13 protein-coding genes are annotated in these 16,737 nt (G+C 56.8%); 6 read left to right on the top strand and 7 right to left on the bottom strand.

The window, feature by feature from the left end; all coding sequences use genetic code 11:
- Positions 1–199: 199 nt before the first annotated feature.
- The 4 genes from ET33_RS03980 to galU are packed head-to-tail and all read left to right on the top strand — an operon-like array spanning position 200 to position 4,542.
- Positions 200–2,245, top strand: coding sequence for an ArnT family glycosyltransferase (locus tag ET33_RS03980; protein WP_036676811.1), 2,046 nt, complete (start codon positions 200–202; stop codon positions 2,243–2,245).
- A 17-nt stretch (positions 2,246–2,262) separates the two neighbouring features.
- The gene (locus ET33_RS03975; protein WP_036676809.1) at positions 2,263–3,222 is read left to right on the top strand and encodes a glycosyltransferase family 2 protein; all 960 of its coding nucleotides are present in this window, start codon (positions 2,263–2,265) and stop codon (positions 3,220–3,222) included.
- A gap of 1 nt (position 3,223) precedes the next feature.
- Positions 3,224–3,643, top strand: coding sequence for a GtrA family protein (locus ET33_RS03970; protein WP_036676806.1), 420 nt, complete (start codon positions 3,224–3,226; stop codon positions 3,641–3,643).
- Complete coding sequence (galU, locus tag ET33_RS03965) at positions 3,640–4,542, top strand: UTP--glucose-1-phosphate uridylyltransferase GalU (RefSeq protein ID WP_036676803.1); 903 nt, start codon at positions 3,640–3,642, stop codon at positions 4,540–4,542. Before ET33_RS03970 ends, galU begins: the two co-directional genes overlap by 4 nt.
- Before the next feature lie 109 nt (positions 4,543–4,651).
- Here the strand turns inward: galU and ET33_RS03960 are convergent, their stop codons facing one another.
- The 7 genes from ET33_RS03960 to ET33_RS03930 form a co-directional block, all read right to left on the bottom strand.
- A complete protein-coding gene (locus ET33_RS03960) occupies positions 4,652–4,972 on the bottom strand; it encodes an SCP2 sterol-binding domain-containing protein (RefSeq protein WP_036676800.1) in 321 nt (106 codons plus the stop codon).
- A 50-nt stretch (positions 4,973–5,022) separates the two neighbouring features.
- Positions 5,023–5,448, bottom strand: a complete 426-nt coding sequence (locus tag ET33_RS03955) for a PaaI family thioesterase (protein ID WP_036676797.1) — start codon at positions 5,446–5,448, stop codon at positions 5,023–5,025.
- A 33-nt stretch (positions 5,449–5,481) separates the two neighbouring features.
- Positions 5,482–7,179 carry an AMP-binding protein gene (locus tag ET33_RS03950; protein ID WP_036676795.1) on the bottom strand — a complete coding sequence of 566 codons (1,698 nt, stop codon included), beginning with the start codon at positions 7,177–7,179 and terminating at the stop codon, positions 5,482–5,484.
- Positions 7,180–7,194: 15 nt separating this feature from the next.
- Positions 7,195–8,976: an acyl-CoA dehydrogenase family protein gene (locus tag ET33_RS03945; protein WP_036676792.1), complete on the bottom strand. Its 1,782-nt coding sequence runs from the start codon at positions 8,974–8,976 to the stop codon at positions 7,195–7,197.
- A gap of 192 nt (positions 8,977–9,168) precedes the next feature.
- Positions 9,169–10,353 (bottom strand): acetyl-CoA C-acyltransferase, encoded by a 1,185-nt coding sequence (locus ET33_RS03940; protein ID WP_036676790.1) that lies wholly within the window; start codon positions 10,351–10,353, stop codon positions 9,169–9,171.
- Between the two features lie 23 nt (positions 10,354–10,376).
- Entirely contained in the window at positions 10,377–12,773 is a 2,397-nt protein-coding gene (locus ET33_RS03935; protein WP_036676788.1) for a 3-hydroxyacyl-CoA dehydrogenase/enoyl-CoA hydratase family protein, read from the bottom strand.
- A 170-nt stretch (positions 12,774–12,943) separates the two neighbouring features.
- A complete protein-coding gene (locus ET33_RS03930) occupies positions 12,944–15,124 on the bottom strand; it encodes a (Fe-S)-binding protein (RefSeq protein WP_051775121.1) in 2,181 nt (726 codons plus the stop codon).
- 196 nt (positions 15,125–15,320) lie between these two features.
- Here ET33_RS03930 and ET33_RS03925 point away from each other — a divergent pair, with 196 nt between their 5' ends.
- A complete protein-coding gene (locus tag ET33_RS03925; RefSeq protein WP_036676785.1) occupies positions 15,321–15,905 on the top strand; it encodes a TetR/AcrR family transcriptional regulator in 585 nt (194 codons plus the stop codon).
- Positions 15,906–15,954: 49 nt separating this feature from the next.
- On the top strand, positions 15,955–16,722 hold the full coding sequence (locus ET33_RS03920; protein WP_036676783.1) for an electron transfer flavoprotein subunit beta/FixA family protein: 768 nt from the start codon (positions 15,955–15,957) through the stop codon (positions 16,720–16,722).
- Positions 16,723–16,737 lie beyond the last annotated feature (15 nt).

Raw genomic sequence — 16,737 nt, 5'->3', positions numbered from 1 at the left:
CTCGGCGAAGCCTTAGGCTCCTCCACAGCTGCATCGAATATTTTCCTTTTTATCCAGATGAAGCTTCATACGGCTCCATTTTCAGCAAATATTCAGCGAATCCTCAAGTAAAGCTTAGCTGCCACTCATGTTCCTTTAAGATTCGAACCTTAAGATTTGAACTAAGAAATCAATGACGGCAGGAGTGAGTAAATGACCTATGAGACAACATCCTATACGGCGTATCGATCCGGCTCTTATCGGTATTGCCTTGATATCCGCTTTTTTGAATCTGTTCAACATTTGGAAAGACCAGTATGCGAACGCCTACTATACTTCAGCTGTCGCGAGCATGCTGCAAAGCTTCCATAACTTCTTTTACGCTTCCTTCGATCCGGCCGGCTACGTCACGGTCGACAAACCGCCTGTGACGTTCTGGATTCAAACCGTCAACGCTTATCTCTTCGGGCTGCACGGCTGGAGTGTGATTTTGCCGCAGGCTTTGGCGGGGATCGGTTCCGTGCTGTTGGTGTATGCACTGGTGAAGCCTTCGTTCGGCCGTCCGGCTGCGCGCTTGGCGAGTCTGATCTTCGCTTGTACGCCAATTGCCGCCGCAGTAAGCCGGACCAACAATGTCGACAGCCTCTTGGTATTTACGCTTCTGCTCGGCACCTGGATGCTGTTCCGGGCCATTCGCCGGGAAAGCTGGTTTTGGGCGGTGGGGGCATTTGGCGTCATCGGAATAGGCTTTAATGAGAAAATGCTTCAGGCCTACATGGTCGTCCCTGCGTTTGTCGTGCTTTATCTTCTCGCCTACAAGGCAGAATGGAAAAAGAAGCTGACCGTCCTGGCCGGCGCCACCGCCGTTATGGTTATGCTCTCGCTTTCTTGGGCGCTCATTGTCGATACCGTTTCTCCCGATAGCCGCCCCTACATCGGAAGCAGCCAGACGAATTCGGTAATTGAGCTGGCTCTCGGGTATAACGGAGTATCCCGATTGACCGGCATGAACCGGGGCCCGGATGACAAAGCCAGAGAGCCATTCCAAGGCGAGGGGCCGACGCAGGATCGGCACATGTCCGGTGGCAGGTCCGCGGAGCAAAGCGGTTCGGTGGGCCCAGGCCCTGGATCTATGCCCGGAGGAGACGGCAATCCGCTGCGGCCCCCGGGGATGAATGGCGAAGGGCCTTTTGGCCAAAAGGGCGGCGGCATGTTTAACACCGGGCAACCGGGTCCGCTGCGGCTCTTCCAAACCGAGCTTTCGGGTCAGATCAGCTGGCTGCTGCCTTTTGCAGCGTTCGGCACCGTCGGCCTGCTCGCAGGTATTCGCAGACGGAAGCGACTGACGGAACGGGAACAGGAAACGTTGTTTTGGCTGTCCTGGCTGCTTCCGGCAATGGCATTTTTCAGCGTAGCGGGCTTTTTCCATCAATATTATCTCATTATGCTGGCTGCGCCGATTGCGGCGCTGTCCGGAAGCGGCTGGGTGACGCTTTGGCAGTTCTATCGCCTCCGCGAAGGGTGGAAACGCTGGCTTTTGCCCGCAGGTCTCTTGGCGACGACCGCATTTGAGCTCGTCGTGCTACAGCCGTACAGTTCGCAAATCGGCATAGGCTGGCTGGCCGGCATCGGAGCGGCGGGCGTGGTGGTATCGCTTCTGTTATTCCTGTACGGGATGAGAGAAAAACTCGCCTCGATCGCGGCTGTAACCGGCATCCTCGTTCTACTGGTCGCGCCGCTTTACTGGGCGGTCACGCCGCTCCTGTATGGCGGGAACAGTGTGCTGCCTGAAGCGGGGCCGCAGTTGAGCCGTTCGGGGACTAAAAACGGTATGCCGCGTATGGGGATGACGGAAAGCAGAACCGATGCCAAGCTGCTGGACTACGTGACGAAGAACAATACGGGAGAAACCTACTTGTTTGCCACAACAAGCGCCACTTCCGCGGCGCCCTACATTATCCAGACCGGTAAGGCGGTCATGGCCATGGGCGGGTTCTCGGGCTCGGACCCGATTCTGACCGTCAGCAAGCTGCAAAAGCTGGTCGACGACAAAGAAGTGAAATATTTCTTGATTCCGTCCGGCTCCGACTCCGGCTTCCGGATCGGAGGAGACATGGGCGGAAGCACCGAGGTTCTGAGCTGGATTCGGGAGCACGGCAAGGAAATAGCGAAAGAGCAGTGGCAGTCCGGCACGGACGAGGCCGCAGAATCGCCTATGGGCAAAGGTCCGGGCGGTGCGATGGCGCTTTATGAAATCCAATCCTAGAATAGGAGGAACTGGAGATGATCACTTATTCCGTTATTATTCCCGTATACAACGAGGAAGCCGTTCTGCGTGAAACGTACCGGCGGCTCAAGCAGGTCATGAGCCATACAAACGAGTCTTATGAGCTATTGTTCGTAAATGACGGCAGCCGGGATCGAAGCGGGGCGATTATCAAGGAAGTCAGCGCTTGGGACGAGACGGTGAAGCTCATTAATTTCTCGCGAAATTTCGGCCATCAGATCGCGATCACTGCCGGTATGGACTACGCGTCCGGGGAAGCGGTCATCGTCATCGATGCCGATCTTCAGGACCCGCCCGAGCTGATCCTGGAGATGATCGCCAAGTGGCAGGAAGGCTACGACGTCGTGTACGCGAAGCGGCTGGAACGGAAAGGCGAAACCTTTTTCAAAAAGCAAACGGCGCGCCTGTTCTATCGCGTGCTACGGGCGGCCACGGATATTTCGATTCCGTTGGACACGGGGGATTTCCGCCTCATCGACCGGAAAGTGTGCGACGAAATGAAGCGGCTGCCGGAGAAAAGCCGGTTTGTCCGCGGACTGGTGAGTTGGGTCGGCTTTCGGCAAACCGCCGTCGAATATGTCCGCGACGAGCGTCTGGCGGGAGAAACGAAATATTCGCTCAAAAAGATGATCAAGCTTTCCATGGACGGGCTGACTTCGTTTTCCTTTAAACCGTTGAAATTGGCAGGTTACGCAGGAGGGCTTCTGTCGCTCTCCGGCCTGCTCTACTTGGCAGTTGTGCTTTACTTCAAATTATTTGACGGCAAAGCGATCGCCGGATGGCATGTGCTTGCGATTTTACAGCTGTTTTTGACCGGTTTTATGCTCATCATGTTCGGTATGCTTGGCGAATACATCGGACGTATTTACGACGAAGCCAGGGACCGTCCGCTATATATTGTACGGGAATGCTACGGCTTGGAAAAGAAAGCAAAAAAACTGAAGGGCATTGGTTGATATGAACAGGAAGTGGGTTTCAATCGTAAGGTTTTGTGTGACCGGTGCGATCAATACGGGAATCGATCTGACGGTATTTACCGTGCTTACATTGAGCAGCATGCCCTACCTGGCCGCGCAGGGCGCCGCTTTCGTCTGCGGGCTGCTGAATAGCTACTTCATGAACCGGACATGGACCTTCGGCCAAAAAGGAAAGTCCCGTCCGGCGGAATGGATGAAATTTTGCGCGCTCAACCTGTTGATTTTTTCTATGAGCACGGCTTTGCTGGTCTGGTTGCACGAGTACAAGCAGTTGCCAATGCCGGTTAGCAAGTTAGGCGCGATGGGCGCAGGAATGATCGTCAATTATTTAGGGAGCCGATTCTGGGTGTTTGCCGCATCGGGACCGGCGAATCTGATCCAAAGGAGTGAGTCCGCATGAAAGTCAAAAAAGCCGTAATTCCTGCAGCCGGTTTGGGTACCCGGATTTTGCCTGCGACGAAGGCGCAGCCCAAGGAAATGCTGCCGGTCGTCGATAAACCGGCGATCCAGTATATTGTCGAGGAGGCCGTTCAAGCTGGCATTGAGAGCATTCTCATCGTCACGGGACGAAACAAAACGTCTATTCAGGATCATTTTGATAAGTCGTTCGAGCTGGAACAATCGCTGGAGGAAAAAGGAAAATGGGAGCTGCTGACTCAGGTTCAAAAGATCAGCGGGCTCGCGAATATCCACTACGTTCGCCAAAAGGAGCCGCTCGGGCTGGGGCATGCCGTTTTGTGCGCGGAGCCGTTTGTCGGGGAGGAACCGTTTGCCGTGCTGCTTGGCGATGACATCATGGTGTCCGACCCTCCGGCAATAAAGCAGTTGATGCATGTATTTGACGTTTGCGACCAGCAGGTCGTCGGCGTCAAGCCGGTTCCTCGGGAGGAGGTCAACAAGTACGGGATCGTTGCGCCTGTGGAGCAGCAAAACGGAGTTTTCAAGGTGGGAAATCTTGTGGAAAAGCCTGCTCCGGAGTCGGCCCCATCCCAATTGGCAATTATGGGAAGATACGTATTGAAGCCCTCGATTTTTTCCTTTCTGCGAACGATCACGAGGGGAGCGGGGAACGAGTTTCAGCTCACGGACGCACTGCAACTAGCGTGCCGCCAGGAAGGCCTGCTTGCGCTGGAACTGCAGGGGACGCGCTACGACATCGGAGACAAATTCGGGTATATCCGGGCGATGATGGAGATTGGACTGCAGAGAGAGGAGCTGCGCCCGCAGCTCTTGGCTTATTTGAGTCAGCTTGTGCAAAGCGAGCTTGGCAATAAAAGCAAGAGCAGAGCGGCTGGCTGAACGACGCCGGTCGGCGTGAACATCCACAGGGCCTCTTCTTTCAAATTTGAATGGCAGTCTAGACGAGCGAAAGCCGCCTCCCGGTAAAATGCCGGGGGCGGCCGCCGATTCAATACGCCTTCAAAATTTCCTGAAGCTTCAAAGCCAGGCCTACACGCCCGTCCACTTTGAGCGAGCCGAGCATGAACGCCATCGTCGTGTTCAAATCGTTGCGAAGCAGCTTAACGAAATTGGACGCCGACAGCTTGAGCGTGCAGTCGGCCGGATGGGGCGTTCCTTCCAGCACCTCGACGGTGCCGGAATCGAAGCGGACCTGAAACGGCTCGTTTTCGTCTAAATCGAACTGATATACGTAATGAAGCGGCCGGATCGGCTCCGGATTCTCCTGCATCCGCTCCACCAACTCCTGTAAACTTTCCTTAACCGTCATTTGCCGTCCTTCCCTCCTTCCTCCTCACGATAGTGCCGCGTCAACCCGGTTTATGGATTCCCCCGCCATTCGACGATGCGGAACGTTCCGGTGCCGAAGGCGCACAACTGCCCTTCTTCGTTATACACATGTCCTTGCGCGGTGATCATACGCCCGGAGCTGTGTATGATCTCGGCGGTGACTTTCATCTCCCCCTTGGCAATCGGGGCCATATAATGCAGATTCAGGTTCGTCGTGACGACGTTCTCGTTCGGCTTCGCAGCCATGGCGACAAGCCCCATGGCGGAGTCGAGCAGCGTAGCGTGGACGCCGCCGTGCACGATGCCGATCAGATTATGATGATGCGGCTGGATGCTCAGCGATACGGACGCCCGATCCGGAGCGAACGTATCGATCCGGGCTCCGATATGTTCCCAGAACGATCCGCGTGCCGCTTGTTCCAGGCGTTTGATAAATGCCGATGCTTGATTGTCCATACCAGGCCCTCCCGGAAATAAAATGTAAGCGTCCTAGCCGTTTTTCTTGAGCTTCTCCGCTTCTTCCTCCGCCAGCTTGTGGCGAAGCACTTTCCCTACCATCGTTTTTGGCAAGCTGTCCCGGAACTCATACTGCTTCGGCACCTTGTACGCCGCAAGCCGCTCCTTGCACCAAGCCTTGAACGAATCGGCATCACCCTTCGCCCCCGGCTTCAGTACGATATACGCCTTGACCGTTTCTCCGCGATAGGTATCGATGATTCCTGCGACGACGGCCTCCTCCACATCGGGATGCTCGTACAATACTTCTTCGACCTCGCGCGGATAAATGTTGTAACCGCTCGCAATAATCATGTCCTTGCGCCGGTCCAAAATGTAAAAGTACCCTTCCTCGTCCATTCGGGCCAAGTCACCCGTATAGAGCCAGCCGTCCTTCAATACTTTCCCGGTTTCCTCCGGCTTGTTCCAATAGCCCTTCATGACTTGCGGACCGCGGACCGTCAGCTCTCCGATTTCGCCGAGCCGCATTTCCTCGCCCGTCTCCGGGTTCACGATCCGGGCATCCGTATCGGGGAACGGGATCCCGATGGAGCCGAGCTTGCGCTTCTCCCAAATGTTATTGGCATGCGTCACGGGGGACGCTTCGGTCAAGCCGTACCCTTCGATCAGCTTGCCGCCCGTAATCGATTCGAACGATTCCTGTACTTCCAGCGGCAGAGATGCCGAGCCGCTGATACAGAACTGGATGGACGACAAGTCGAAACGCTTGATGTTCTGATGGTGAATGAGCGAAATATACATCGTCGGCGCGCCGGGAAAAACGGTCGGCTTCAGCTTGTCGATCGTTTGCAGCACTTGATTCACCTCGTAGCGGGGAATCAAAATCAACGTGCCTGCCGTATACACGGCTTGATTGAGCAGCACCGTCATCCCGAACACATGAAAAAAAGGCAGGACCGCCAAATACGTTTCCTTCGCAATTTGCGAGCGGTACGACCAAAGCCTGCTTTGCATCGTATTGGCGATCAGATTCGTATGTGTCAGCATGACGCCCTTCGGAATGCCGGTCGTGCCGCCCGTATATTGAAGCAGCGCCAGATCGCGGTCGGCCTCGACCGTCGCCTCGTGCGGCGTTGCCGTCGCCTGCTCCAGCAGCTCCATAAACGAAGCGACGCCGTTTCCGTAGACAACGTCTCGTTTCAAATTGTCTTTCTTGGCCTTTAACGGATAAAGCACATTCTTGGGAAAAGGAAGATAATCTTTGATGGAAGTAACGATCACTTGCTTGATCCCGGTCAGCGGGACCACCTTCGCGACGCGCTCGTACAGCAGATCGAGCGTGACGATCACATGGGCCCCGGAGTCCTTCATCTGGTATTCCAGCTCCCGCGGCATATACATCGGATTGGTCATGACGACGATGCCGCCCATGAGCAGCGTCCCGTAATAGGCAATCACCGCCTGCGGGCAGTTAGGCAGCATCACCGCGACCCGGTCCCCCCTGCGAACGCCCAGGTTCGCAAGGGCGTTCGCAAAGCGGTAAGCGGAATGAAGCAATTGACGATACGTTATTTTTTTGCCCAAAAAGTATAAGGCCGTATGGTTCGGATAGTCCGAAGCCGTTTGTACCAAAAAATGCGCTAAGTTTTGCTTCGGGTATTCGCAGGTCGATGGCACTTCGACAGGATAATGTCTTAACCATGGCTTGTCGGACAAGTTCGACCACCCCATTTGTCAGGTTTCAGCTTAAACTACGTATTTTTCGGCTTCGATGACGCGAGAAGCGATCTCACGCTTGATTTCGATCGCATTGATCGGGGTTTTGCGAGTCAGTTTTTTCAGGACAGACAATTGGGTACGCAGCATATCGCCGGATTCCATCGCGGCCAGCGCTTCTTTCGCCCATTCCTCGATCCGCGCGAACGATTCGTGGATGAAAACGGTCGTCATGTCCGTGGCGTTCAGGGCTTTGCCTTCGCCGCCTGCGGCGATCTGCTTCTTCGCGCGCAGCAGCGCGCTTTCCATCCCGAAGACGGAAATCATGATGTCGGCCAAGTGGCTCAAAATTTCCTGCTCCTGGTCCAGCTTCGTTTGATATTTTTGCACCGCTTGCGCACCGACCATAAGAAATATTTTTTTCGCCATAGCCAGCAAATGGTTCTCCTGCTCCAGCGTTCCTTCGAACGTTTGCCCCGGCACCAGCGAGAGCAGCTCGGATTGCAGTCCCATCGCTTTTTGCATCAAAGGCAGCTCCCCCTTCATGGCGCGCTTGATCAGCGTTCCGGGGATCAGAAGCCGGTTAATTTCGTTCGTGCCTTCGAAAATGCGGTTAATGCGGGAATCCCGGTAAATGCGCTCGATCCGGTATTCCTGAGTAAACCCGTAGCCGCCGTGAATCTGCACGCCCTCGTCGGCCACGAAGTCCAGCGTTTCGGAGCCGAACACTTTGTTGATCGAGCATTCGAGCGCATACTCGGCGATCGCTTTGGCCGATTGCTGCCCGACGTTGGCGCTGCCGTGATCGACTTCGTTCAAGCCTTCGTCGAACAAGCCTGCGGTCCGGTACACCATGCTTTCCAGCACATACGTGCGGATGTTCATGTCGGCCAGCTTGGCTCCGATGAGCGGGAAGGACGAAATTTTGCGTCCGAATTGCGTACGCTCGTTGGCATATTTGGCCGAAAGCTCAATCGCATCCTTGGCGGCTCCGACGCAGCCTGCGGCAAGCTTGAAGCGGCCGATGTTCAGGATGTTGAAGGCAATCAGGTGGCCCTTGCCAACCTCCCACAGCAAGTTCTCCACCGGCACCTTCACGTCTTCCAGAATAAGCGGGCACGTGGACGAGCCTTTGATGCCCATTTTCTTCTCTTCCGGCCCGATGCTTACGCCTTCCATCGTCCGTTCGACGATGAACGTGCTGAAGTCGGTTCCGTTCACTTTGGCGTACACGATGAACACGTCGGCAAAGCCGGCGTTCGTAATAAACTGCTTTGTACCGTTAAGAATATAATGGGTGCCGTCCTCGGACAAGACCGCCGTCGCTTTCGCGCCCAACGCGTCGGAGCCGGAGGACGGCTCGGTCAGGCAGTAGGCAGCGACTTTCTGGCCGGTCGCAAGCAGCGGCAAATATTTTTTCTTCTGCGCTTCGGTGCCGAAATACACGATCGGCAGCGTGCCGATCCCGACGTGCGCGCCCACGGTCAGCGCGAAGGCGGAAGCCTTGGTCAGCCGCTCGTTGATCAGCGTCGAGCTGACCTTGTCAAGGCCGAGCCCGCCGTACGCTTCCGGTACTTCCGCGCCGAGCAGGCCGAGCTCCCCGGCCTTGCGCAGCATTTTCACGGACAGCTCGTAATCGAGCTTCTCGATCTCTTCGTCGTGCGGAGCGATGTCGCCGGCGACGAAGTCTTCCGTCGTCTTCGCGATCATGCGATGCTCTTCCGTAAAGTCCTCCGGGGTCACGACCCGGGTAAAATCGATATCTTCGATAATAAAGCTTCCGCCGACCACTTTGCTCATCATTTTGCTCATGTCCGAATCTCTCCTTCGTTTATTTGGGATGGGTGAAAAAGAATGCTGCATGAGCGGATCATTCTTCCGATCGCTGTTGTCCCCGGAGTCTTTGATTATATAACCCATTTAGTGGTTAGAATCCGGGAACAAAGGCGAGCGCTGACGCTTCTCCAGAATGATTCCGCTCCCTCCGCTTTTTTTCACATGGTTTTAGCCCGCATGAACCTCGAACACACCGGCCGCGCCCATGCCGCCGCCGATGCACATCGAGACGACACCGATGCCGCCGCCTCTACGGCGCAGCTCGTGAATCAGCGTCGTAGTCAGCTTCGTCCCCGTGCATCCGAGCGGATGGCCGAGCGCGATCGCGCCGCCGTTCACATTGACCTTCTCTTCGTCCAATCCGAGCTCACGGATGATGTGCACGCATTGGGACGCGAACGCTTCGTTAATTTCGAACAAATCGACATCGCCGATCGAAAGCCCGGCCATACGGAGCGCTTTCGGAATGGCCTCCACCGGCCCGACGCCCATAATTTCCGGATCGACCCCGGCCAGCGCGAACGAACGGAACGTCGCGAGCGGCTTTAAGCCGAGCGCTTCCGCGCGCTCCTTGCTCATCAGCACGGCTGCGGCTGCGCCGTCGCTCATTTGGGACGAGTTGCCCGCCGTTACCGTGCCGCTCAGCTTGAAGGACGGCTTCAGCTTGCCCAGTACCTGGGCCGTCGTCTCGGCGCGCACGCCTTCGTCCGTATCGAACGCGAACGACTCGCTCTTGACCTTCCCGCTGTCGTCCACCTGCGTCCATTGCGTCTTCAGCGGAACGATTTCGTCGCGGAATTTCCCGTCGCGGATCGCAGCCGCCGCTTTTTCGTGGGAACGCGCGGAGAACCGGTCCTGATCCTCACGGGAAATGCCGAACCGATCGGCGACATTTTCGGCCGTATGGCCCATGCCGATATAGACCTCCGGCATTTGCTCCACAATCTTCGGATTCGGCGACAGCTTGAATCCGGTCATCGGCACGTGGCTCATGCTCTCGACGCCGCCGGCGACGATCACGTCGGCCGAACCGAGCATAATCCGCTCCGCCGCGAAAGCGATCGATTGCAGGCCGGATGAGCAAAAACGGTTGATCGTGAGCGCCGGCACGGTCACCGGAAAACCGGCATAGAGCGACATGATGCGGGCGAAGTTAAGCCCCTGCTCGCCTTCTGGCATCGCGCAGCCGATGATGATATCTTCAACATCCTCTTTCTTCAGACCGGGCGCCCGCTCCACAGCGGCTTCGAGCACGGTCTTGCCCATATCCTCCGCGCGCGTTTGGGCCAAGCGGCCTTTTTTCGCTTTGCCGACCGCGGTGCGGGCGACCGATACGATTACAGCTTCTCTCATGGGTTTCACCTCTCCCGGGATTATTAATTGCGCAGCGCTTTGCCTTTGGACAGCATGTGCTGCATGCGCTGCTGCGTTTTCGACTCGCCGCACAAGCTCAGGAACGCCTCGCGCTCCAGATCGAGCATGTACTGCTCCGTCACCAGCGAGCCTGCAGGCACATCGCCGCCGGCCAGCACATGCGCCAGCTTATTGGCAATTTTCACATCGTGATCGCTGATATAGCCGCTCTGCCGCATCGAATAAGCGCCGAGCTGCATAACCGCTTTGCCTTCGGCTCCGGCGACGCGGATTTTTTCTTCGCGAATCGGCTCGTAGCCGGCTTTCACCATGCGCAGCACGGACTGCTTCGCTTCGTGAATCAAGTGGTCCTGATTGATGACAATCCGGTCCGTCGGCTTAAACAGCCCCAGCTTGAACGCATCGTGGCCGCTGGCCGATACCTTCGCCGTGCCGATCGTCTCAAACGCCTGGTTCAAGTACGGCTGCAGATTAGCGTCCGGATGCGCGGCAAGCTCGCTTACGCGAAGCGCCATCTCCTTGCAGCCGCCCCCGGCCGGAATCAGGCCGACGCCGACCTCCACCAGGCCGAAGTACGTTTCCGCCGCAGCGACGATTTGGTCCGCCGGCATGCACGCTTCCACGCCGCCGCCAAGCGCCATCCGGTGCGGCGCCGCCACGACCGGCTTTTCGAAGCGCTTGACTTTGTACATCGTGTTCTGGAACAGGCGGATGATGCCGTCGATTTCGTCCCATTCCTCGTCCTGCGCTTCCATGAGCAAAATCATCAGATTTGCGCCCACGCAGAAGTTCCGCCCCTGGTTGGCGATGACGAGCCCGTCGTAGTTGCTCCGCACTTCGTCCAAGCTTTGCTGGATCATCGTCAGAATGTCCGCCCCGATCGCATTGTTCGGCGAATGGAATTCGAGGCACGCGACCCCGTCGCCAAGGTCGATGAGGCTTGCACCGCTGTTGGATTTCACGACGCGGTTCTGCTCCTTCAGGCTGCGCAGCGAGATGACTTCCGGCGCCGTTTCCAGCTCCTTATACTGCCCGCCGTGCACGTAGAACGCGGCGCCGTCCTGCTTCTTGTAGAACGACGTATTGCCCTGCGCGATCCACTCCTTCACCCAGCCGGGAACGGCCGTGCCTTCCGCTTCCATCCGCCCCACCGACCGGACCAGTCCGATGGCGTCCCATGTTTCGAACGGGCCGAGCTCCCAGCCGAAGCCCCATTTCATCGCTTCGTCGATCTCGCGGATCGAATCGGCAATTTCGCCGAGCTTGGCGGCCGAGTACACAAGCACCTTCTTCAAAATGTTCCACGCCAGCTCGGAGTAACGGTCGCCCGCTCCGAGCAGCGCCTTCGTTTTCTCCCGCGCGCCCTTCGCCAGCTTCGCCGCTTCCAGCGAAACGGAGGCTGCTTTTTTCTGCGGCACATAGTCCATGGTCGAGAAGTCGAGCGACAAAATTTCGGTGCCGTTCGGCCCTTTTTTCTTCAAATAAAAGCCTTGTCCCGACTTCTCGCCGAGCCAGCCTTTGTCCACCATGCCGCGCAGTACAGGCGATTCGGCAAACACGGCCTTCTCGGTTTCGTCCGAGACGTTCTCATATACGTTATTCGCCACATGCACGAACGTGTCGAGTCCGACGAGATCGAGTGTCCGGAACGTCGCGCTTTTCGGGCGGCCGAGCGCCGGACCTGTCACGGCGTCCACCTCTTCGACGCGGTACCCCTTCTCCTGCATTTCCTGCAGCGTGACGAGCAGCCCGTACGTGCCGATGCGGTTGGCGATGAAGTTCGGCGTATCTTTAGCCAGTACGACGCCTTTGCCGAGGCGGTTTTCGCAGAACTGCTTCATGCCGCTGACGATGGCCGGGTCGGTATGCTCGCCCGGAATCACCTCAAGCAGCTTCATATAACGCGGAGGATTGAAAAAGTGCGTGCCGAGAAAATGGCGCTTGAACGCTTCGCCGCAATCGGCGGACATGGCATTGATCGAAATGCCGGACGTATTCGAGCTGACGATGGTGCCTTCTTTCCAGTGCGCTTCAATCTTGCTAAGGAGCTGTTTTTTGGCGTCCAAATTTTCGACGATCACTTCGATGACCCAGTCAACGTCCGCAATTTGCGCCAAATGATCCTCCAGATTGCCGGGCGTAATGCGCCCCGCGAAAGTATCGTCGTACAGCGGCGCAGGCTTCGTCTTTTTCAGCTTGGCTATCGCTTGGACGGCCAGCCGGCTGCGCACGGCCGGATGCTCCAAGGTGAGCCCTTTGGCCGCTTCCTCTTCCGTCAGCTGCTTCGGAACGATGTCGAGCAACAGGCAGGGAATCCCGGCACTCGCCAGATGAGCGGCAATGCCGGAGCCCATGACACCCGACCCGATGACGGCTGCTTTGCGTATCGATCTCATCATGATATTGCTTACCTCCCAATACGTTTTTGATATAAATTGCTTAAACAAACGTGTGAGTAAAAAGCATTCGGCGGCGTCTTGCAGCCGGGCGGGCGAATCTCATTGCGTAACATGTCGGCACTCGCCGGCCCCCGCCAAGCCTTCGCCTTACGGGGGCGGCGGGGCCGTTCTTACGATCCGCCCACGCCGATTGCATCGTTCGCCGGTTGTATATGGGATTCGCCGAATACGGATTGCTCCAGTATTTCAGCGATATCTCTCGTCTTGACGCGGTCTTCCGCTTCCTTCATCTTCGTGCCGTCCTCCATCATGGTCAGGCAGTACGGGCACGCGCTGCTGATGACCGTCGGGTTCGTTTCGAGCGCCTGCTCGGTCCGCGCCAGATTGACGCGCTTGCCCGACGTTTCCTCCATCCACATCATACCGCCGCCCGCGCCGCAGCACATCCCGTTCTCGCGGGTGCGCTCCATCTCGACGAGCTCGACGCCGGGGATCGCGCGCAGTACATTGCGCGGCTGCTCGTAAACGTTGTTGTAGCGGCCCAGGTAACACGAATCGTGATACGTGATCCGCTCGTTCACCGCATGGCGCGGCGTCAGCTTGCCCGACCGGATAAGCCGGTCCAGCAGCTCCGTATGGTGAAGCACCTCCACGCCCTCCAGCCCGAAGTCCGGGTACTCGTTTTTGAGCGTGTTGTACGTATGCGGACAAGCGGTGACGATTTTTTTGACGCCATATTTCTCGAAAACGGCGATATTTTCCGCGCACAGCTGCTGGAACAACATTTCGTTGCCGAGCCTGCGCGGCGTGTCGCCGGAATTTTTCTCTTCGTTGCCGAGAATCGCGAAGCTGACGCCGGCCTCGTGAAGCAGCCGGGCAAATGCCCGCGATACTTTGCGGCTGCGCAGATCGTAAGAGCCCATCGAGCCGACGAAGAACAAGTACTCGAAATCCGGGTTTTCCTTGACCGTCGGGACCGTGATGCCGTCGATCTCGCCGGTCCACTTCACCCGGTCGCTGCGGCTGAGTCCCCACGGATTGCCCTGCCGCTCGATATTTTGCATCGCGCGCTGACCCTCGTGCGGCATGCTGCCCTGCATCAGGACGAGATGCCGGCGCAGATCGACAATTTTGTCCACGTGCTCGTTGCCGACCGGACATTGGTCTTCGCAGTTGCGGCACGTCGTACAGGACCAGATCTCGTCCTCCGTCATCACGTCGCCGATCAGCTCGGCTTCCTCCGCCGGCTTCTCCTGCACCTTCCAAGCGTTCTTCTGCCATGCCAGCGTTGGACGAATATCCGTGATCCCTTCGGTCTTCCACCGGACGCCCGGCTCGGCCGCCGCCTCCATCGAATGGGCCCCTGCTGCGGAGAACGCGAACTCCGGCACCCAAGGGGATTTGGACGTCACGGCGGTGCCTTTTTCCGTCAGATGGTCGCGCAGTTTAACGATCAGGTGCATCGGCGACAGCGTCTTGCCGGTGTTCGAGGCCGGGCATACACTCGTGCAGCGTCCGCATTCGACGCAGGCGTAGAAATCGAGCATTTGCTTTTGCGTAAAATCCTCGATCTTGCCGACGCCGAACGATTCGGCTTCTTCGTCTTCCAGATCCAGCTTTTTCAGCCGTCCTACCGGCTCCTTGCGGCGGAACCATATATTGATAGGCGCGGTCAAAATATGAAAATGCTTCGATTGCGGCACGTACACAAGAAATGCGAGCAGGATCAGCAGGTGAAGCCACCAGCATACATAGAACAGCGCCGCCGCCGTCTGGCCGGATATGCCTTCGAACGCCGCCGCAATCGCGGAGGAGATCGGAGCGTAGGCTGCGCTAGTATGCGAGCCAAGCCAGAGCCGTTCAAAGGCGAGCGACAGCAGCACGGACAGCATCAAGCCGAAAATAAAGAAGGCGACGATGCTCGGCTTCCAGCCCTTTTTCAGGCGGGGCAGGTTCTCCACATAGCGGCGGTAGACCGCATACCCCATCGCCACGAGGATCGAGAATACCGTAATCTCCTGCAGCAGACCGAAGACGGCGTACCCGGGGAACGATACGCTCTCCCCTCCGCGCAGCCCTTTCACGATCAGATCCAGAGCGCCGAACTGCAGGATGATGAAGCCGTAAAAAATAACGACGTGCATGATTCCGCTTTTTTTGTCCTTCAGCAGCTTCTTCTGGCCGAAGATCTCGGCCATAAACTCGCCCAGCCGCTCCTTGCTCTGCTGCCGGAAATCTACGGGCTGTCCGAGCTTCATATACGCGTAACGGTGAGACACGGCTTTCCAAAACAGGCGGATTGCGTATGCTGTTACAGCAAGAAAGGCGAGCAGATTCACGATGAGCCACATCATTTGTTACATCCATCCTTTCCGTCCAATTAGGTCCAAGCTGTGGCAGGCTTGTTTGAAAGCGATAACATTAGGCCCCCATAAAAATCTTATGAGCAAAACACATTGACAAGTAGCAGCGTTTCTCATAAGATGAAATTGAAATGAATGAATGCTCATTCAGTTTCTGATTGAATAATAACATGGTGGTGATTGGATGGCAAGCAAAAAAATGGAGAAATACAATTTGATACTGGATGCGGCACTGAAAGTCATCGCCGAAAACGGCTATCACAACGCGCAGGTTTCCCGGATTGCCAAGGAAGCCGGCGTAGCAGACGGAACGATCTATTTATATTTTAAAAACAAGGAAGACATTCTTATTTCTCTCTTCCAAAAAAAATTGGGCGACCTGGTCGGTCAATTTCACAGCAGCATCAACGAGACGGACTCCGCAGACGAAGCGCTCCGCAAAATTTGCGAGATCCACTACACGATGCTGGAGCAAAACGTCGATCTGGCGTTCGTCACCCAAATCGAGCTGCGCCAAAGCTCGCTGGAGCTGCGCAAGGAAATCGGCCTTGTCGTCAAGACGTATATCGAGCTGATCGAAAAGGTGCTGCACCAAGGCATCGAAGAAGGCATCTTCCGGGCTAACCTGGACGTCAAGCTGACGCGCCTGCTCGTGTTCGGCTCCATGGACGAGGTAGTCACTTCATGGTTGATCGCCGGCCGCAAATATTCGCTCGCGGCGCAGGTCGAGAAAACCGTAGAGTTTTTCATACAAGGGTTGAAGGCTTAATACGTTATTTATTATTGTCTTTATTTTGTATGGGAGGGGTATTGGACTTATGAACATTTATGTACTGACGAAGCAAACGTTCGATACGGAGGAGAAAATCGTCATCCGTGACGGAGAGGTATCGGAGGACGGGGCGAAATTCGTCATCAATCCGTACGACGAATATGCCGTAGAGGAAGCGATCCGGCTGAAGGAAGAGCATGGCGGCAGCATTGTCGTCGTCTCGATCGGCCCAGAGCGCTGCGCCGAAGCGCTGCGGACCGCGCTGGCAATGGGCGCGGACGAAGCCGTCTTGATCTCGGACGAGCGCATCTCCGGCGACGAGTTCGCCGTGTCCAAAGTGCTTGCCGCTTACCTCGGGAAGCATTCGTACGATCTCGTGCTCGGCGGCAATTTCTCCGTCGATCACGGCGCAGGGCAGGTCGCGATCCGCGTCGCCCACCTGCTGAACATCCCACACGTATCGTCCATCGTGAAGCTGGAGCTGAGCGGCAGCCAAGCGACGGCGCAGCGCGACGCCGAAGGGGACACCGAGACGCTGGAGGTCGCGCTGCCGGTCTTGTTCACGGCGCAGCAAGGCTTGAATGAGCCCCGCTATCCTTCCTTGCCCGGCATCATGAAAGCGAAGAAAAAGCCGTTCCAGCAGCTGACGCTGGATGACTTGGGCTTAACCGCAGCGGATATCGCCCCGAAAACGGCGCGCGACACCCTCTCGCTCCCGCCGGAGCGCAAAGCGGGACAAGTGCTGCAGGGCGATCCGCAGCAGCAAGTCTCGCAGCTCGTTCATCTGCTTCGTACGGAAGCCAAAGCGCTTTAATGCCAAAGGGAGGGA

Source organism: Paenibacillus tyrphae (assembly GCF_000722545.1).
Classification (GTDB): domain Bacteria; phylum Bacillota; class Bacilli; order Paenibacillales; family NBRC-103111; genus Paenibacillus_G; species Paenibacillus_G tyrfis.
Note: the sequence above shows the minus strand (reverse complement) of the source record. Positions and strands in the feature narration are given on the sequence as shown.